The organism is Erwinia aphidicola (assembly GCF_014773485.1).
In the GTDB taxonomy this organism is placed as follows: Bacteria; Pseudomonadota; Gammaproteobacteria; order Enterobacterales; family Enterobacteriaceae; genus Erwinia; species Erwinia aphidicola.
This window is the reverse complement of sequence record NZ_JACXBP010000005.1, coordinates 255,243-271,334: the sequence shown is the minus strand read 5'-3', so window position 1 is coordinate 271,334 and position 16,092 is coordinate 255,243. Positions and strand designations below refer to the sequence as shown.

The window sequence follows — 16,092 nt, the reverse complement described above, 5'->3', positions numbered from 1 at the left end:
CGTTTAATTAAAGGACTATTCATGAAAGGGTTATCGCTGCTTGCACTGAGCTGCATTTTTACTTTTCCTGCTTTTGCCCAGCCTGCTGCCGGGATTGAAAAAATGGAGTGGCAGCCAGCCAGCGCTTTGCGCGTCGGCAACAGCATTAATTCCCTCTACCGCATCTGGACCACCACCGGGCAAACCACCGATCTGTGGCTGAAGGTTGATTGCCAGAGCGGCGTCAAAACGCAGCTGTTTGCCGAGGTCAGCTCTCCGGCGGGCAAAGCGGTGCGCGTTTACGGCAGCGATGCGATTTCCCGCTACGCTCCGGGCGTGGTGATCGAGCCGGATGCCGACAGTCTGTTAGCGACCCAGCCAGACCTGAATGTCTGCCGGCAGCAGGTCGCCGTGCCGCAGTGGCGTGCGCTGGCGCCTGCTGATGAGCAGGGCAATCAGATGTATCTCGACGTCAGCCGCAGCGAGCGCAGTGCGGACGTTCTGCACCTGCGGCTGGCGAAAGATTTTGCCCTCGAGTATCGCGACAGCACCTATGCCGCCCCTTACGCGGTGAAAGTCACGGACTGGACGCTGCACTGCGATACACAGCAGGCCACTGCCCGCGCGGAATACTCCCTCGACAGTGCAGGTAACCTGACCGATTACCGCCTTGCCGCGAACAGCAGCACAGAGCTCGCCGCGCCGCTGAAGCAGCAGCTCTGCGCGATAAAAACATTACGTGACTATCAGGGCAGCGGCCAGACTCTGCTCTGGCAGCAGAAAGCCCCGGCAGACCATCAGTTAACCCTGCCGGATTTTTCCCGCAACGATGCGGCGATACTGCAGCCCTATCCGTTACCTGACGAGGTTAAGGAGCATATGGCTATCGCGCTTAATTCTCCGCAGCAGCAGCCGGGCTTTCGTCACCTGAGCTTCAGCCAGAAGCAGGATAAAGAGATCGGCGGGGCGTACAGCGTCACTATCGACAAAATGCCGGATGGCACCACCTTAACGCTGGAGAAGCTGACGCTGGGGCAGGTGACGTTTAACACCCAGTCGGTGCGCCTGTTTAATCTGGTGAGCCTGAAAAAATGGGACTCTCTTGCGAAACAACCGTCTATCGCCCGCACGCTGGAGAATGAGTTCCGCCTGCCGCCGAGAGCGGGGATGAAATATGCCTGGAGTAGCCAGCAAAGCGACGGAAAATCGCTCGGCCAGCAGTGCCGCACCGCCGCCGACTGGAAGCAGGCCAGCACCATTAATCCGGCCTTCCCCGGCCGTTATCTGGAGTTTAACTGCATTGACGATCGCGGTGACGGTAAGAGCGCGAGCAGTGATTATGCCTACCTGGAGCGGCTGCGCATCTTTATCCGCATCGGCTATCAGGAGCAGCGGCAGAAGAGACGCTTTACGTTTGAGGATGTGGTGGTGAAGTATTGAGCAGGAGAACCCCAGGCTGGAAGGGTAAAGTTTGTTGCGAGTAAGCCGATAAGTATTGATATCGGCAAGCCGCTATAACCTTATTGTAAGCTTGCACCCGGCAAACGTTATGTCATTACAGGAGTATACATGTCGCCACTGCTAACCGGGCGCCTTGCGCGTCTGAAAGAAAAATTGCCTCTTAGCGGTCATCAGACACAGGAAGACAAGTTAATTCCAGCCGATGCTGAATTTTCCAGTGAGTTGCAGGAGGCTGAGCAGCTCACTGTCGCTAAAAAAAAATTTAGTACCGGAAAAGTACCGTGCGATTGTAGAAAACGTCGTGTTCAATGGGCTGCTTGGAATTGCAGAAGATAAACTTAATGACGATGAGTTTATTAATAACCTGTTCAATAAAGTTTATGAAATATTACCAACACCAGTGAGACTTATTCTCAGTCGCGAGCGCTGCTTACAATATCTGATGAGTAATAAAGGCCCCTTGCTCACAAAACTTCAGGATTATCGTAAAACCCAGCAACCTGAAAATACTGCCATTGAGCCGATAACATTAGCCGGGCAGGAACATATTCCTCTATCATTAACACCGCCTGAAGCGCGATAGTTAAGGCCAAAACGCTGGGTGAATAAAAGGCCAGGATCTTCATACTTCTATGAAGTAAAATAAAAGATAAAACGTTTCAGGTCATAAAATCAGGGCCGCTGCCGGATACCGTGCAGGGCCCTTTTCGTTTCGGATAATCGCGTCGCGAAGATCCTCACTCAATGCGTTGTTTCATCTCGCGCTTGTGCTTGGAGTAATCCTCACCGCAGTCGGCGGAGCAGAACGCAGAGTTGGCGACAATTGGCTCATCGCGGCACCACAGGCACAGGCCATCCGGGCTTTTCAGCGACGTTTCACGGGCTGACAGCGCCGCCGTGATAATAGCCTGTTCGCGTTCCTGAGCTAAATCTGCATCATCCATAATTATTCCTTTTCGGTCTCAAAGTAGCCCATCTTTATAGCATATATCTCGCCAAAGCTTAATTGCGGGCACAAATCTTGACATTTTTGTGCGTTCATCTGGCAATGATTCAGCGTAAAAAACAATCAACACAGAACCTTTGAATCACCCCTCAAGTAGAGAAAGCACCATTTGCGGCGTCATCGTCATCACCTTCGATAATAGCGTGCTGCCCGATTGTTGCAGGATCTGTGCACGCGTCAACGCCGAAACCTCCAGCGCATAATCGGCATCCTCTATGCGCGAGCGCGCCATCGCGAGGTTAGTGGCGGTGGCGCTTTGTACACTCTGAACAGAGGTCAGGCGGTTGGCCGTAGCACCCAGCTGTGAGCGCTGGCTGTCAACGCGGCCGATCGCCCTGTCGAGGGTGGCCAGCGGATCATCAGGATTGCGCAGGCGGATCTCTGAGCCGACTTCCGCAATGCTCATCTGGGTATAGTTGGTTGCGGCATCGGTACTGGCGCCCAGGGTGGTGGCAAAGTAGATCTGCACATCGCCAATCCCCTGCAGAGTTTTTAGCAGGATGGTGCCGTCCTTCTGCTCGACCAGCGTGGCCGTCTTATCGACTGTGCCGTTGCCATTATGCACATCCATATAATAGTTGCCGTCTGCATCCAGCCGCAGTACGTCGCTGTAGCTTGCACCGTTAGCATCAACGTAGCGGGTTTCTACATTTCCCGGGTCGAGCGTGACCACTGAGGTGCCGTTAACAGTAGTCACCGCCGTAAAGCTGTTCTGGCTACTGATGCTGTTGGCGCTGACATTGAGCGAGGTCGTGCTGCCGTCGCTGCTGGCGCTGAGGGTGGCATTGTAATAGTGAAAGTAACCGCTGCCATCGGCGACTTCCATCATGTACTGGCTGCCATTTTTTACCAGCCGCGCATCGCTGTTGGCCACGGCATTGCCGTTGGCATCGGTAAATGTGACGGTGGCAGTACCCGGATCAATCACCGGCGTGGTCGTTAACTGGGTGGGCAGCGGGTTGAAATCGGTGTCGGGCTGGCCGCTGGCATTGGATATCTGCGCCGTGACCGCGCCGGAGGTGCCAAAGCGGATATCGGCAGCGTAATAGATATCATTTTGTGCAATGTAATACTGACCATTGCTTTCAGTTAGCGTCGGCGGCGGGCTGTTGTTGAGCGCGTTACCACTGTCATCCAGATAGCTTACAGAGGGAATCGTGCGGGCCGGAACGCGACTGACATCGCTATAGAGCGTGCTGCTGCCGAGAGCGCCGATATCTACCGTGCCGCTCGCCGTCGCGGTATACCAGGTGGCGTCGTAAGAAGCAGGGTAGTAGGCCGGGTTGCCGTTGGCGTCGTTTCCCTGGATGTAGAGCATATTGCCATTGCTGCTTCTGACCAGCTGCGCGGAGGTCAGATTAGTCGGCGTGCTGTAGCTCACCGCCACCGAGGCGCTGCTGAGTGAGATATTGCTGGCGCTGCCGATAATCGTGTTAACCGGTGTGACGGAGCCGCTGATGCCGCGAATAATCAGATCTTTTAAACCCAGCTGTTCCACACTGAAACCGCGCGATAAATCGAGGTCAATTTTTTGATTATCGTTCGCGCCGACCTGCAGGCCCACTCTACCTGCACTACCGCTCAGCAGGCTGATGCCATTAAAGCTGGCGGTACTGTTCAGCCGGTCGATCTCTTTCAGGTTGAGGTTGATCTCGGCCTGAATGGCGTCGCTGTCGGTCTGTGAATAGGTTTCGCTCAGCCCCTGAACTGCCAGTTCGCGGATGCGCTGCAGGCGGTCGTTGATTTCGCTCAGCGCTCCCTCTGCCGTATTGGCCAGCGACAGGCCATCGGCTGCATTACGCTGCGCCTGTGCCAGTCCTTTCTGCTGGCTGGTAAAACGGTTAGCGATCGCTTGCCCGGCAGAGTCATCACTGGCGCTGTTGATCCTCATCCCGGAGGAGAGGCGGCGAATAGACTCGTCGAGTGCCGAGCTGTTTTTCAACGACTGCTGCTGAACCATCAGGGCCGGAACATTGGTTTTAAGAGTGAGCATTATTCTGCATACCAATCAATTTCACTGCTGAAGGTTATCGGCAAGCGTAAGCAAAATTTTACCAAAAATTTCGCTTAGGTTGCCTTTGCTCCGGGCAACAAACTGGAAACTGCTGGTCAGCATTCTACGCTTAAAGGTGATGGTCAGTAGAATAAAGGAGAAATAAGCAGATGAAGCGCGATGTACTGAGCGAAGAGTATTACGACGAAGTGTGCCGGGTGATAGGGGATGCGGCGATCGTCCTGGTGGAGGCTGGCATGGATACGCGGCGCGAAACGTTAGCGGAGCTGCTGAAAAGGACCCGCCATGACCGTATGGATGCGGATCGGGAAGAGCAGAAGGTGCTGGAGCACGCAATCCGGCTGGTGAAGCCCGAGGAGAAAAAGGGATAAGTCCGTGATGCGAGAAACAGTGGAGCGGCCAACGGGAATCGAACCCGTGTCATCAGCTTGGGAAGCTGAGGTAATACCATTATACGATGGCCGCCTGATGCAGGATGTTAACACAGAGGCCTTGATAAAGTTGATATATTTCATAAATCTTGCCCTGAATGCTGACCTGTCCTGAATGAACGTGGCGCGGAGACCCTGCGCATTTTTATGCGCCCGCCATGAACTGTGCCAGAATAGCCAAAATTCTGACGGTACGGTTAAACATGCTTAAAACAATTCTGCTGTGTCTGATGCTGGTGGGGTGTACCGCTTCGGTGGGGAACAACTTTGATGACAGCAAGCTGGCGCAGATCAAAACTGACCAAACTACCCGGCAGCAGCTGATTGCACTGTTTGGTCAGCCCTCAACGGAAACACCGTTCCCGGAAGGGCAAAGCATCCTGATGTGGACCTACAGCCAGGCGAAAGCGATGAGTACTACCGAAGGCAGAACCCTGACAATCCGCCTGATGAACGGCAAAGTGAAAAGCTATACGGTGAGTAAAACCTGACCTATGCCTTCTCTCGACGATCTCTTTCAGCGACTCTCACAATCTCCGTTCCGCCAGCGTTTTCATCTGGGCAGCGAGGAATATCGCTATTTCCTCGGGAAAGGTGAAGAGGTGATCGGCCAGCATGCGGAGGCGTTTATCCGCGCCCGCCTGGCGCCGGCAGAACCGGTTAATGACGGTAAACAGACCCCGATGCGCGGCCATCCGGTGTTTATTGCCCAGCACGCCACCGCCACCTGCTGTCGCGGATGTCTCAGCAAATGGCACAATATTGCGGCGCATCAGCCCATGAGCGTGCAGCAGCAGGAGTGGGTCAACGCGGTGATAATCAGATGGCTGAAAAGCGAAATGCTGCGCCCGCAACCGCCGGAAAAGCGCGTTAACAAGACCGGTGCCGGCAGTGGCGGTCAGCTGGAACTGTGGTAAAAAGCCGTGAGGGGCATCCCGCCCTGGCGCAATAAAAAAGCCGACAGGTTTGTCGGCTAACTTTTCATGAGTCAATCAGCTTGTTCACGCCTCATCCCTTGAGGACTAAAACCACATATAGGTTGCCAGGCAGTAAGCGATGGTCACTGATAGCAGAATTAGCTCTGCAGGCTTAATCAGGTACATGATGTTTCCGGTCTGTTCAGGATGAGTGCTAATACCATCGGTCACTTTTCCGGAAACTTTAGTCTTTTACCTGACCCGCGCCAGTGGGCTGGCGGCCTCAGCCGATGCCTGCTTACGGCGTTTCTTCTCTTCATACATCGCGCTATCCGCATCGCGCACCGCGCTTTCCGGGGTGCTGAACAGCGGATTCACCGCGATCACCCCCACGCTGGCGCCCTGATAATCCAGCGCGCAGGCTGGCATCGCGTAGCGCCCGGCCAGCAGCTGGCTCAGGCGCTGCCTGAAAGCTGCCGCCGCGTTCGGCGCAGCCGCGTCGGGCAGGAGGGCGGCAACCATAAATTCGTCCCCGCCCAGGCGGCCGAATACCTCGCCCTGGCGAGTGCCGCCGAGCAGGCGCTGGCCGACCAGCTTCAGAAACTCATCTCCGGTTTCATGACCGTACTGGTCATTAATCTGCTTAAAACCGTCGAGGTCAATAAAAGCCATCAGCAGCTGCTGCTCAGCGCCGCGCGCGCGGCTGAACAGCGCGGGCAGGCGTTCGAAGACGGCGCGACGGTTGGGCAGGCGAGTCAGTTCATCGGTATAGCTCACCGCCGTCAGCGCCGCATTAGCCTCCTGCAACTCCTGCAGCAGCTGCTCTTTACGGATGTACTGGGCAATCAGCTCGGCAAACAGCGAGAGGATCTGCGTGGCGTGCTCGCTCATCTCACGGCTCTGGGCGCTGGTGGCACATAGCGTGCCGTACAGTTCGCCGCTGCCGGTCATCACCGGGGTGCTGACGTAGGTCATGATGCCCAGCTCTTTGGCCGCCGCCGAATCACCCCAGACCTCGGGTACATCGCAGGTATAGGGGCGGCCCTCATCCAGAGCACGTTTGCACAGCGTGTCCTGCCACGGCACCGACAGCCCTTCAGGGATCTGCATCTGCTGGCTGTTGCGCGCATAGAGAATATGCTGGCGGATGCCCTCCGGGTCGAGATGCGTCAGATAGGTGGACTCCATCCCGGTCACCAGCTCCAGCATCTCCAGTAGCTGGCGCACAAAGCCCTCAAGCGTTTTTTCTGAAGCCAGCGCCGTTGAGATGCGCTCAATTACGTTGTCCTGCATAGGTCCGATTTCCTGGTGTTGGTGTACAGCGAATGCGGGCAATCGCAGCGCCCGATTAAAATAACTGCTTAAAATAATGGAAATTTTATTTAGATATCCTGCAGTGATAACGACACTTTAGTCGCGGGCGTTTCACTTTATCATCGGACAAGGACGAAAAAAATTGAGGAAACAGGGCAAATTGGCGAGGGATGATGAGGGCTGACAGTGAATCGTTGTGACAGGTTTCGCCTGCTCAGTTCAGTATGGCTGGCGCGGGTACTCCTTCAGCATCCAGGGGGGGATCGGGCTTCACAGGCCAGACCGCGACAGAGACTGAGTCGCGGCCAGGTTTGCTGTCAATCCTGCTACCACGTCAGCTCTTTACCCGCGTAGTCAATAAAGTGATGGCCGCCTTTGCCGCGCCAGGCGATCAGCCGATCGGCAATGCCCCCGGCGCTTTGTGCCACCGTCAGTGGCGCACTGGCTCCGCCCATATCAGTCTGCACCCAGCCGGGATGCACGCACAGCAGGGTCTGCTGCGCTTTATCAGCCTGCGGCAGCAGCCCGCGCACCAGCATATTCAACGCACCTTTACTGGCGGAGTAGAGCGGGTAAGTGGCGTCCGGGTTTTCGTTCAGGCTGGCGAGCTGTGAGGTCATCAGCGCCATAATTCCGCCGGGCTTCACCCGCGGCAGCAGCAGCTCGGCGCAGCGCACCGGGGAGAAGGTATTCGTCATAAACAGCGCCATCAGCTGGTCGTCGCTGGTGCGCGCCAGCTGCTGGTGATCCGGCCCGTAAATGCCGGCATTGATAAAGATGACGTCAAACTGGCTGTCGGCCAGCTGGGTGGCCAGCGCCTCACGCTGCGGCGCCAGATTGATATCCAGCGTCAGCCAGCGGATAGAGGCTTGTGCCTGCGGCGCGTCGCCGCGCGCGGTGGCGGTGACCTGCCAGCCACGCTCGGCCAGCGTGTTCGCCAGCCCAAGGCCAATACCGCGTGAAGCACCAATAATCAGAGCCTGAGGGGTTGTCATTGCCTTACCTGCCTTGTTGTGAATGTTCAGGGGCGGCGTCCCGCCCCTGTTGTTAACGGCGTCCGGCCCACCACAGTCGTAACTTGATGCCCCAACTGCTGGTCCAGCCGGTAGTGGTACTGACGATAGCGCCTTTGTCGATCACCACCAGCGTTGGCGTCACGCCAATCTGCCAGCTGCCCGACAGGCTACCCTGCGGGTCATTGATGGTGGCCAGCGGATAGCGCTTTGCCTGCAAATAGCGCTGCACTTTTTCATCTTCGCCGGAACGCAGCGCCACCGAGATCACATTCTGGCCGCTGCTGGCTAATTCCGCCACCTGCGGGGTGACGAAGCGGCATACGCCGCACCAGCTGGCCCAGAAATAGACCAGCAGCGGGCGCTCTGCACTCAGCGCGGCCAGCGTGACGTCGCGGCCATCAAGGGTCTGCAACGGCTGGTCGGCGAAGGCGAGGGGAGCGTGGGGCGCACGCCACAGATCCATCGCCCACAGCACGCCGGCCAGCAGGACGACAAACAGCAGTAGCTCGCGCCCCCAGCGTTTCAGCCGCGTCATTTAACCGCGGCCAGCTGCTGCTTGACCATCGCTTCCAGCTGCTCATAGCTCACCGCGCCCGGCAGCAGCGTGGTGCCAATCAGCGTCGCAGGGGTGCCTTCAATACCGAGATGCTGCGCCAGCTTCAGATTGTTGTTGATGGTATCGAGGCTCTGCTTGTTCGGCTCTTTCAGCGTGACGCCGCTCTTCTGCTCGGCGCTGAGAATGCTGGCGTCATCGTGGTAGCCCTTCTTCGCCATCATACGCTGGTGCAGCGCCAGCCACTGGTCCGGGTGCTGCTGCCAGGTGGTCAGCACGGCGCGCGCCGAGGTCAGCGAGCTTTCCGAGCGATAAGGCAGCGGCTTAATCACCACCGCCACGTCCGGGTACTGCTTAACGAGTTTCTCCAGCAGCGGATCGAACTGCTTACAGTACGGGCAGTTGTAGTCGGTGAATGACACCAGGGTCAACTTCGCCGTTTTCGCCCCGATGCGCGGTGAACCGGCATCGTTGAACAGCGCATCTTTGTTCTGCTCAATCACCTGGCCTACCACGTCAGCCTGCTGTTTTTGCGCCTGCTTGTCATAAGCATCCGCCGCTTCCGCGAGGATCTGCGGATTCTGCACCAGCGTCTCTTTGATCAGTTCTTTAATGCGCACTTCCTGCTCCGGGGTAAACGGGGCCGCGGCCCAGAGTGGCGTGGCGACAAACAGCAGTGCGAGAGTCAGTTTTTTCATTGTTCAGTTCCTTTGGCTTCGGCCAGGGTTTTTAACAGGGTGGCACGGTCAAGCAGGGGGGAGAGGACTTCACCCTGCGGCAGGCCTGGCCCGTAGATTTGATTGAAGGGGATAGCCACGCTGCCGCGCTGCTTTAAAAAGTCGGTGATGGCGGCAGAAGGCTGGCTCCAGTCGCCGCGCAGGGCAACAACATCATCAGCCTGTAACGCTTGCTGCACGTCATCGCGCAGCATCACGTTGATTTTGTTTGCTTTGCAGGTCACGCACCAGTCGGCGGTCACGTCGATAAATACGCGTTTTTTATCGTGCAGCGCCTGCTGAATAGCCTGCTCGCTCAGCGGCTGCCAGTGGATCTCATCCGGCAATTTCAGGCTGTTGTTGACCAGCCCGACGCGGCTGGCCAGCAGGCTGAGCAGCCACAGGCAGGAAGCCAGCATAAGCAGGCCCAGCGCGATGCGTACGGCGTTCATCCAGCGGCCGGGTCGCGGTAGCTTCAACGCCAGCGCGGGCCAGGCAGCGATCAGCAGCCACGGCAGGCTCATGCCAATGCCGAGTGCAATAAACATTACCCACAGCAGCGGCAGGGAGGCCGCCAGCGCAAAGGCCACGGCGGTGCCGAGGAAGGGCGCGGAGCACGGCGTGGCCAGCAGGGTGGCAAAGGCCCCCTGACAGAAGTGGCCGCCCAGCCCGTGTCCGCCGCTGGTTGCCAGCCGCGTGTTCAGCGCGGAAGGCAGCCGCAGGTGGAACAGGCCAAACAGGTTGGCGCTGAACAGCAGCGTCACCAGCGCCATCACGCCAATAAACCACGGGTTCTGGAACTGAATGCCCCAGCCCAGCGCATGATTACCAAGGCGCAGCACCGTCATCAGCAGCGCCAGCGCCATAAACGAGGTGATAATCCCGGCGCTGGAGGCGATAAACTGCAGGCGCACGCTGCGGCGGTCGCGCTGCTCCACGCTGATAATGCTGCCGAGCTTCATGCCCAGCACTGGCAGTACGCACGGCATCAGATTAAGGATAAAACCGCCCGCCAGCGCCATCAGCAGCATCTGCCACAGCGGCAGCGATGAGTCGCTGCTGAGCGGCTGTGCGCTGCCGAGGGTGACGCTGCTCTGCTGTGCCAGACCGCTATCGGCAATCACCAGCGAGAGGATTTTTCCGCGCAGATCGGGCGCGCTGTCGCCCCATTCATCGCTGACCGTCACGCGCGCCTCCAGGCGCGAGCCGTCAATTTTCACCACCGGCTTGCCGATGCTGGCGCCGCTTAGGGTATCGAAGAACAGCTCAGGCTGCTGCCAGCCGGCGGCGCGTTCGGCGACAATCTGCAGTTCCCCCGGCTGATATCCGGCGCTTAGCGTCTCGCTCAGGCCGCTGGCAATCGGCACTTTGCCCATCGCGTTGGCGAAATCGAAGTTAAAGCTCTGTGCGTTGGACTCGCTCAGGTCGAGGCTGAACGGGTAATCGGTCAGAATGCAGACGTTGCTACAGGTTGACAGCGTCAGCGTACCGGCCAGCGTGCGTGGGGCCTTGCCGTCAATGACGATCGGCAGGCTGACGTGTTGGTGATAGCCCTGAGTGCTGATACCGGCTACCTCAAAGCGCTGCGGCGTTGGCCAGAACCAGCGGGCTTTTAGCGCCGGATCCTGCCAGCGGATCTGCGGCGCAATGCCACCTTCACCCGGCGAGCGCCAGTAGGTTTTCCAGCCGTTTTGCAGCTGCACATCCAGCAGCAGGCGCGTGCCTTCTTTGCCGCTGGAGTCAGCGCGCAGGCGCACTTCAGCATGGGTGTTTTGCGGGTTTTGCAGGCTGATATCGGCCGCCTGAACGACAGGCAGCCAGCACAGCAGCAGGAGCACAGCGCTCCTGAATAGGGTAAACATAGTTTTTCTCCGTGAATGATGTTTCAGAACCGGGGTGAGCGGTCGATCATTCGCGGAAGTTGCAGTGCAGGAGGTGTATTCGCAGCAGCGGGGCACGGAACTCATGTGCCGGAGGGTAAAACAGCGGGCGCGGGCGCAGCAGGGCCAGCACTATCAGCAGCAGACCGAGCAGCGGTAAGGCACTGTCGAACAGGAGTGGGGTGGCGCACAGCGCTTTCGCACTCAGTTCACACGGGGTTACCGGGCTCTCTTTTGCGCTGCGGGAGCTGTCGGCACCCTGGGCGCTGACCGTCTGCGGCAAAATTTGCAGGGCGTGCAGGTTCGCCACGCGCTGAGCCATACAAACCAGTATGACCAGGCATGTCAGGAAGAGAAATCCTGTCGCGATGCGCTGACGTTTTTGCATAATCTGCCCAAGTAGAAAGAGCGACTATCTTAACGGCAGTACACCGTTTGGCAATAGTCACTCTTGTAAACTTTTGTCACCCGTCGGTTATGCGGCGCTGACCGCGCCCCACACCATGCGCCCCTGATGGAAGGTGGCGGTGCGAGGAGAGATGCGCGCCACCGCTTCCGCGGAGCAGGAGGCGTCAACCAGCACGAAGCTGGCTTCATCCTGCACCTGCGGCCAGGCGCGCTGGCCTATGTCATCCAGCGGCAGGCGGTTTCCGGTAGCAATCGCCAGCGAGCGCGACAGCGCAAACTCGCCGGGGCGAGTGTACAGCTGGGCATACAGATTGGCTTTTTCCAGCATGTCGCCAAGGCCAAACGGGGACCAGTGATCAATCACGCTGTCGGTCCCGGTCATGACAAATACGCCGCTCTCCTGCAGCTGCTTCAGCGGCATATGCAGTGTACCAATCGGCACGGTGGAGGCGATGGTGACCTGCTGCGCGGCCATGCGCGCTGCGGTTTCCGCTACCTGCTGCGGGGTCAGCGTGGCGAGGGCGAACGCGTGGCTGATGGTCAGTTTCCCCTTCAGCTGCGGGGTTTTCTCGACGGTGGTCAACATGTAGTCGATGGCGGCCACGCCCGCCGGGCTGGTTTCGTGCAGGTGGATATCCACACCTTTGTCGTAGTCGAGCGCGATCTGGAACATCGTATTCAGCGAGCGCTGCATATCGCCGTCGACGTTGGTCGGGTCCAGCCCGCCGACGTAGTGCGCCCCGGCCTGCATCGCTTCGCGCATCAGAGGTTCACTTTTTGACAGCAGCAGGCCGTGCTGCGGAAACGCGACGATCTCGCAGCTAAAGCCCGACTTGCGGCGTTCCAGCACCGCCTGCAGATTCTCCAGATTCTTCAGCCCGGAGACCGGCTCGATATTGCAGTGGCTGCGTGCCACGGTAGAGCCTTTCGACTGCAGCAGGTCAATCAGCTTGCCCGCGCGCTCCTGAGTATAGGGTTGCAGCTCCGGCAGCAGGCGATGCTCAAGGGCGATCATATCTTTAATGGTGGTGCCTTCCGGGCGCGACTGAACGCGCCACGGGCCGCCGTAAAAGGTCTTGTCGAGGTGAATGTGCATGTCGCGCATGGCGGGCAGCAGCAGTTTCCCCCCGGCGTTAAAGCGCGGCAGGCTGGCATCGGCAAACGAGTGATTAGCCGCGATGGCAACGATCTTGCCGTTATTGATCTCAAGGCTATGCAGCGCCGTTTCGGTGGCAACCACCACCTCATCCTGATAGCGGAAGCCGGTCTCCAGCAGCACGTTATCCAGATAATAGTGGTTGCTGTTAATGGTGGTCATCCTGCTCTCCGGTTGGGCGCAGCGGGCGGAATTGCCCGCTGCAAAGGCGGGGGCGCTGCCCGCGCCGATCATCGCGCAGGCGGCAAGCATTTTTCCGCCGTGGCTGAGAAATTCGCGGCGGTTAGGGTCGGTATTATTCATCGTCTGCTCCTGCATCCATTAACAGAGTCGCAATGGCCGTGAAGCCGAGCGAGCGCGCCAGCTGCAGCGGCGTTTTACCGTATTTATCGGTCATATGCGGGCTGGCACCGTGCGCCAGCAGCAGCCGCACGATCTCCTGCTGGCGCGCGCCGCCGTCGTTAAGCACGATGGCTTCCAGCAGCGGTGTCCAGCCTAAAAAGTTGGTGTGGTTGACGTTGATCGCGGTTGAGGTCAGCAGCTCACGCACGATCTCCACATGGCCTTTTTCACAGGCGGGCGTCAGGCCGACCCCGCCAAAGCGCGTCAGGCGCGTCAGGTCAGGCGTGGCGGGTAACAGCAGGCGCAGCAGAGTCAGATCGCCGCCGAGGCAGCTAAGCAGAAACGGATTCAGGCAGGTATTGTCCTGCTGATTGATGTCGGCGCCGGCCTCGATCAGCCACTCAACGCAGGCATAGTGCTGATGTTGTGCTGCGAGGGTGATGGCGCTGGTGCCCTGACGATTAACGCTGTTCAGGTCAACGCCCGCCGCCAGGCACTGTTGTAACGTTGCCAGCTCTCCCGCCTGCGCGGCGCTGAGGAAGCGGGTAGTCTGATCGCTAGCTGATGACATAAGATTCCCTTTAAACCGAAGGTGAGCAATTCATCGACAATAACAGCGACTGATAATCAGGAGAATACGCTTGAAATTAATTCACCGTTTACGCTGAGATTGTTGAATACTGTTCAATATTATTGGCTAGCGGGCGCGGGCGACAATGAACTCGATCTTTAATGAAGAAAATCTCCAGGTACTGATCAGCGTGGTGCGCTGCGGTAGCTTCAGCAGAGCCGCGCAGGAGCTTGGCATCACCACTTCGGCCGTCAGCTATGCGATAAAACGCATCGAGACCGGGCTGGGCGTGGCGCTATTTACCCGCAGCACCCGCAGCGTGGAGCTGACCGAGGCCGGGCACTATTTCTGGCGCAAGTGTGGCGAATTGCTCAACGACATTCAGCGCATTAAACGCGGGGTGGACACCATTGCTCAGGGTATTGAGCCGCGCGTACGCATCTGCATCAACCAGCTGCTGTACACGCCGCATCACACCGCGCGCTTACTCCAGCTGTTGGATAAACAGTTTCCAGGCTGCCAGGTGGTGATCACCACGGCGGTCTATAACGGCGTGTGGGATGCGTTGGTCAATCAGCAGGTTAACGTGGCGATAGGTGCCCCGGATACGCTGCCGGATGGCGGCGGCATTGATTATCTGGCGATTGGCAGCGTGCGCTGGCAGTTCGCTATCGCTCCCGATCATCCGCTGGCTCGCCTGGCGCAGCCGCTGGGCGAAAGTCAGCTGCGCCAGTGGACCACCATCATGGTGGAGGACACCGCTGAAACGCTGAATAAAAAAGTGGGCTGGTTACTGCACGGTCAGCAATCGCTGGTTGTACCGGACTTTGCCACCAAGTACCACTGCCAGATGCTGGGGCAGGGGATTGGTTTTCTGCCGGATTATCTGGTGCGCGAGGCGGGTCAGCGGCTGGTGACGCTGGCAGTACAGAACCCGCGCCAGGACTCTCCGATGCTGCTGGCGACGCAGCATGCGGCCAGCGGGCAGGTGACACAGTGGATCAGAGAGCAGTTTGCCGCAGGCGGCGTGCTAAGTGGGCTGTACCAGGATTTACTACACCTGGATAAAAATACAGACATTATGTAACGAACGTGTTAAGGTAGCGTTTCTTACAATAAGAATCGTAAATCAAAAAAGGCAGTTACCTATTCAAAATATCAAATATCAGTGCCCGTCATGTCACGGTTGTCAGTATCGTTTTTCCCCGTTCAGTATCAGCGCAAAAAATCCGCACGGTGCAAACTGCATCTTCTGCAAAGCGCAGATGCAGGTGAGCTACAAAATCTACGCTAGCTAATCGTTCCCGCTGACCGTTAACGCCCTCGCTTTCCCGTCCTGTTCTGCGATGTCCTGAGATAACCCCAAGGCTGTTTTCACTGACCCAATCAGTGTTACCCTTAACGGCTATTTATCGAATTCCACGTTTCAGGACCCGAACATGACCCCCTCAATGGCAAAACTCCTCTCACTCTGCAGCGACAGTCTGGCGCCCGCGCCGGAAGAAATGCAGTTCGACACTTCCGCTCATCCCGCGCTGGTGGATGAGTTGCGCCAGCTGCTGAGCAGCAAAAACGGCTGCTATGGGTTTGTCTCTGCGCTGCATATCTTTCCGTGGCAGAGCAGTGGCGAAGAGATGGGTATTCAGCAGTGGAACCAGCCGGAGCTGTGGATTGATGCCTATGAAGATATGGCGCGCGATGCGCTGTTCTTTGCGGAAGACATTTTCGGCGTACAGTTCTGCCTGCGCGGGGATGCGGTGTGCAGCTTTGAGCCGGAAACCGGTGAATTCAGCTGGCTGGCCGCCAGCCTTGAGCACTGGTGCGCGCTGATCCTTGAAGAGTATTCGGTGCTGACCGGCTACCCGCTGGCGCAGGACTGGCAGGAACAGCATGGCGCATTACCCTCAGGCTGCCGCCTGATGCCAAAGCTGCCGTTTGTTGCCGGGGGCGAATTTGTCCCTGAGAATCTTCAGGCGGTACGCAGTATCCAGGCGATGCGCCACCGTGCGCAGTTTGCGCTGCAAATTCGCCATATGCCCGACGGCCAGCAGGTAGAGATCGGCGCGGACCAGCCCGCCGGATAATCAGCTGCCCGGCATTGCGGCGCCGGAAGCAATAAACCACACCAGAAATGCCATCGCGGCAATAAAGATCAGGGTGGGGGCAATCGCTCTTTTATTCACGGCTTTACACCTTTCGGTTGTTTAACGGTTGGGGAGCGCCCGCTCCCCGGCGGCGGCGAGTTTAGCATAATCCCCCTTGTCCCGACATGCCGTTAAACCCTGTTACACCTGGACAATTTATGAAAAAATGATTGCGCAATCATTT

The 16,092-nt window shown here is 57.9% G+C and carries 20 protein-coding genes and 1 tRNA gene; 9 read left to right on the top strand and 12 right to left on the bottom strand.

Features of this window, described 5'->3' with window-relative positions; translation table 11 throughout:
* Window positions 1-21 precede the first annotated feature (21 nt).
* From ID864_RS14140 to ID864_RS14130, 3 genes are all read left to right on the top strand, one after another.
* Window positions 22-1,419: a hypothetical protein gene (locus tag ID864_RS14140; RefSeq protein WP_191149971.1), complete on the top strand. Its 1,398-nt coding sequence runs from the start codon at window positions 22-24 to the stop codon at window positions 1,417-1,419.
* 129 nt (window positions 1,420-1,548) lie between these two features.
* Window positions 1,549-1,776, top strand: a complete 228-nt coding sequence (locus ID864_RS14135) for a hypothetical protein (protein WP_191149970.1) — start codon at window positions 1,549-1,551, stop codon at window positions 1,774-1,776.
* Complete coding sequence (locus ID864_RS14130; RefSeq protein ID WP_191149969.1) at window positions 1,742-2,023, top strand: hypothetical protein; 282 nt, start codon at window positions 1,742-1,744, stop codon at window positions 2,021-2,023. The genes ID864_RS14135 and ID864_RS14130 overlap by 35 nt, the downstream gene beginning before the upstream one ends.
* A 154-nt stretch (window positions 2,024-2,177) precedes the next feature.
* Here the strand turns inward: ID864_RS14130 and ID864_RS14125 are convergent, their stop codons facing one another.
* Both ID864_RS14125 and ID864_RS23855 read right to left on the bottom strand, forming a co-directional pair.
* On the bottom strand, window positions 2,178-2,384 hold the full coding sequence (locus ID864_RS14125; RefSeq protein ID WP_048918075.1) for a hypothetical protein: 207 nt from the start codon (window positions 2,382-2,384) through the stop codon (window positions 2,178-2,180).
* 144 nt (window positions 2,385-2,528) lie between these two features.
* Window positions 2,529-4,439, bottom strand: coding sequence for a flagellin N-terminal helical domain-containing protein (locus tag ID864_RS23855; protein WP_099754185.1), 1,911 nt, complete (start codon window positions 4,437-4,439; stop codon window positions 2,529-2,531).
* Between the two features lie 170 nt (window positions 4,440-4,609).
* Here ID864_RS23855 and ID864_RS14115 point away from each other — a divergent pair, with 170 nt between their 5' ends.
* The gene (locus ID864_RS14115; protein ID WP_048918073.1) at window positions 4,610-4,831 is read left to right on the top strand and encodes a DUF2767 family protein; all 222 of its coding nucleotides are present in this window, start codon (window positions 4,610-4,612) and stop codon (window positions 4,829-4,831) included.
* 20 nt (window positions 4,832-4,851) lie between these two features.
* On the opposite strand, the gene ID864_RS14110 is transcribed toward ID864_RS14115, so the two are convergent.
* A tRNA-Gly gene (locus tag ID864_RS14110) sits at window positions 4,852-4,925 on the bottom strand.
* 169 nt (window positions 4,926-5,094) lie between these two features.
* Between ID864_RS14110 and bamE the strand changes: the two genes are divergently transcribed.
* A complete protein-coding gene (gene bamE, locus ID864_RS14105; protein ID WP_099754186.1) occupies window positions 5,095-5,382 on the top strand; it encodes an outer membrane protein assembly factor BamE domain-containing protein in 288 nt (95 codons plus the stop codon).
* 3 nt (window positions 5,383-5,385) lie between these two features.
* A complete protein-coding gene (locus tag ID864_RS14100) occupies window positions 5,386-5,808 on the top strand; it encodes a DUF4186 domain-containing protein (protein ID WP_191149968.1) in 423 nt (140 codons plus the stop codon).
* 252 nt (window positions 5,809-6,060) lie between these two features.
* Here ID864_RS14100 and ID864_RS14095 read toward each other — a convergent pair whose 3' ends face one another.
* From ID864_RS14095 to ID864_RS14060, 8 genes are all read right to left on the bottom strand, one after another.
* The gene (locus ID864_RS14095; RefSeq protein WP_048918070.1) at window positions 6,061-7,101 is read right to left on the bottom strand and encodes a sensor domain-containing diguanylate cyclase; all 1,041 of its coding nucleotides are present in this window, start codon (window positions 7,099-7,101) and stop codon (window positions 6,061-6,063) included.
* 347 nt (window positions 7,102-7,448) lie between these two features.
* Window positions 7,449-8,117, bottom strand: coding sequence for an SDR family oxidoreductase (locus ID864_RS14090; protein WP_048918069.1), 669 nt, complete (start codon window positions 8,115-8,117; stop codon window positions 7,449-7,451).
* Window positions 8,118-8,169: 52 nt separating this feature from the next.
* Window positions 8,170-8,673: a protein disulfide oxidoreductase gene (locus ID864_RS14085; RefSeq protein ID WP_048918068.1), complete on the bottom strand. Its 504-nt coding sequence runs from the start codon at window positions 8,671-8,673 to the stop codon at window positions 8,170-8,172.
* Window positions 8,670-9,389 carry a DsbA family protein gene (locus ID864_RS14080; RefSeq protein WP_048918067.1) on the bottom strand — a complete coding sequence of 240 codons (720 nt, stop codon included), beginning with the start codon at window positions 9,387-9,389 and terminating at the stop codon, window positions 8,670-8,672. The genes ID864_RS14085 and ID864_RS14080 overlap by 4 nt, the downstream gene beginning before the upstream one ends.
* Entirely contained in the window at window positions 9,386-11,269 is a 1,884-nt protein-coding gene (locus ID864_RS14075) for a protein-disulfide reductase DsbD family protein (RefSeq protein ID WP_191149967.1), read from the bottom strand. Before ID864_RS14075 ends, ID864_RS14080 begins: the two co-directional genes overlap by 4 nt.
* Before the next feature lie 46 nt (window positions 11,270-11,315).
* Window positions 11,316-11,675, bottom strand: coding sequence for a hypothetical protein (locus ID864_RS14070; RefSeq protein ID WP_048918065.1), 360 nt, complete (start codon window positions 11,673-11,675; stop codon window positions 11,316-11,318).
* Window positions 11,676-11,762: 87 nt separating this feature from the next.
* A complete protein-coding gene (locus tag ID864_RS14065) occupies window positions 11,763-13,154 on the bottom strand; it encodes an amidohydrolase family protein (protein WP_224750505.1) in 1,392 nt (463 codons plus the stop codon).
* Window positions 13,147-13,764, bottom strand: a complete 618-nt coding sequence (locus ID864_RS14060; protein ID WP_048918063.1) for an ankyrin repeat domain-containing protein — start codon at window positions 13,762-13,764, stop codon at window positions 13,147-13,149. Before ID864_RS14060 ends, ID864_RS14065 begins: the two co-directional genes overlap by 8 nt.
* A gap of 145 nt (window positions 13,765-13,909) precedes the next feature.
* Between ID864_RS14060 and ID864_RS14055 the strand changes: the two genes are divergently transcribed.
* The 3 genes from ID864_RS14055 to ID864_RS14050 all read left to right on the top strand — a co-directional run bounded on the left by ID864_RS14055 (window position 13,910) and on the right by ID864_RS14050 (window position 15,848).
* On the top strand, window positions 13,910-14,851 hold the full coding sequence (locus tag ID864_RS14055) for a LysR substrate-binding domain-containing protein (protein WP_048918062.1): 942 nt from the start codon (window positions 13,910-13,912) through the stop codon (window positions 14,849-14,851).
* Window positions 14,799-15,062 (top strand): cold shock small protein YmcF, encoded by a 264-nt coding sequence (gene ymcF / locus ID864_RS24005; protein WP_418758172.1) that lies wholly within the window; start codon window positions 14,799-14,801, stop codon window positions 15,060-15,062. Before ID864_RS14055 ends, ymcF begins: the two co-directional genes overlap by 53 nt.
* 141 nt (window positions 15,063-15,203) lie before the next feature.
* Window positions 15,204-15,848 carry an SMI1/KNR4 family protein gene (locus ID864_RS14050; RefSeq protein WP_099754138.1) on the top strand — a complete coding sequence of 215 codons (645 nt, stop codon included), beginning with the start codon at window positions 15,204-15,206 and terminating at the stop codon, window positions 15,846-15,848.
* Here the strand turns inward: ID864_RS14050 and ID864_RS14045 are convergent, their stop codons facing one another.
* On the bottom strand, window positions 15,849-15,947 hold the full coding sequence (locus tag ID864_RS14045; RefSeq protein ID WP_137268681.1) for a YoaK family small membrane protein: 99 nt from the start codon (window positions 15,945-15,947) through the stop codon (window positions 15,849-15,851).
* Window positions 15,948-16,092 lie beyond the last annotated feature (145 nt).

Bases quoted from the DNA above. Each gene is read 5' to 3' on its own strand.
- ID864_RS14140 (WP_191149971.1), top strand. From the start codon at position 22: ATGAAAGGGTTATCGCTGCTTGCACTGAGCTGCATTTTTACTTTTCCT.
- ID864_RS14135 (WP_191149970.1), top strand. From the start codon at position 1,549: ATGTCGCCACTGCTAACCGGGCGCCTTGCGCGTCTGAAAGAAAAATTG.
- ID864_RS14125 (WP_048918075.1), bottom strand. From the start codon at position 2,384: ATGGATGATGCAGATTTAGCTCAGGAACGCGAACAGGCTATTATCACG.
- ID864_RS23855 (WP_099754185.1), bottom strand. From the start codon at position 4,439: ATGCTCACTCTTAAAACCAATGTTCCGGCCCTGATGGTTCAGCAGCAG.
- ID864_RS14115 (WP_048918073.1), top strand. From the start codon at position 4,610: ATGAAGCGCGATGTACTGAGCGAAGAGTATTACGACGAAGTGTGCCGG.
- bamE (WP_099754186.1), top strand. From the start codon at position 5,095: ATGCTTAAAACAATTCTGCTGTGTCTGATGCTGGTGGGGTGTACCGCT.
- ID864_RS14100 (WP_191149968.1), top strand. From the start codon at position 5,386: ATGCCTTCTCTCGACGATCTCTTTCAGCGACTCTCACAATCTCCGTTC.
- ID864_RS14095 (WP_048918070.1), bottom strand. From the start codon at position 7,101: ATGCAGGACAACGTAATTGAGCGCATCTCAACGGCGCTGGCTTCAGAA.
- ID864_RS14090 (WP_048918069.1), bottom strand. From the start codon at position 8,117: ATGACAACCCCTCAGGCTCTGATTATTGGTGCTTCACGCGGTATTGGC.
- ID864_RS14085 (WP_048918068.1), bottom strand. From the start codon at position 8,673: ATGACGCGGCTGAAACGCTGGGGGCGCGAGCTACTGCTGTTTGTCGTC.
- ID864_RS14080 (WP_048918067.1), bottom strand. From the start codon at position 9,389: ATGAAAAAACTGACTCTCGCACTGCTGTTTGTCGCCACGCCACTCTGG.
- ID864_RS14075 (WP_191149967.1), bottom strand. From the start codon at position 11,269: ATGTTTACCCTATTCAGGAGCGCTGTGCTCCTGCTGCTGTGCTGGCTG.
- ID864_RS14070 (WP_048918065.1), bottom strand. From the start codon at position 11,675: ATGCAAAAACGTCAGCGCATCGCGACAGGATTTCTCTTCCTGACATGC.
- ID864_RS14065 (WP_224750505.1), bottom strand. From the start codon at position 13,154: ATGAATAATACCGACCCTAACCGCCGCGAATTTCTCAGCCACGGCGGA.
- ID864_RS14060 (WP_048918063.1), bottom strand. From the start codon at position 13,764: ATGTCATCAGCTAGCGATCAGACTACCCGCTTCCTCAGCGCCGCGCAG.
- ID864_RS14055 (WP_048918062.1), top strand. From the start codon at position 13,910: ATGAACTCGATCTTTAATGAAGAAAATCTCCAGGTACTGATCAGCGTG.
- ID864_RS14050 (WP_099754138.1), top strand. From the start codon at position 15,204: ATGACCCCCTCAATGGCAAAACTCCTCTCACTCTGCAGCGACAGTCTG.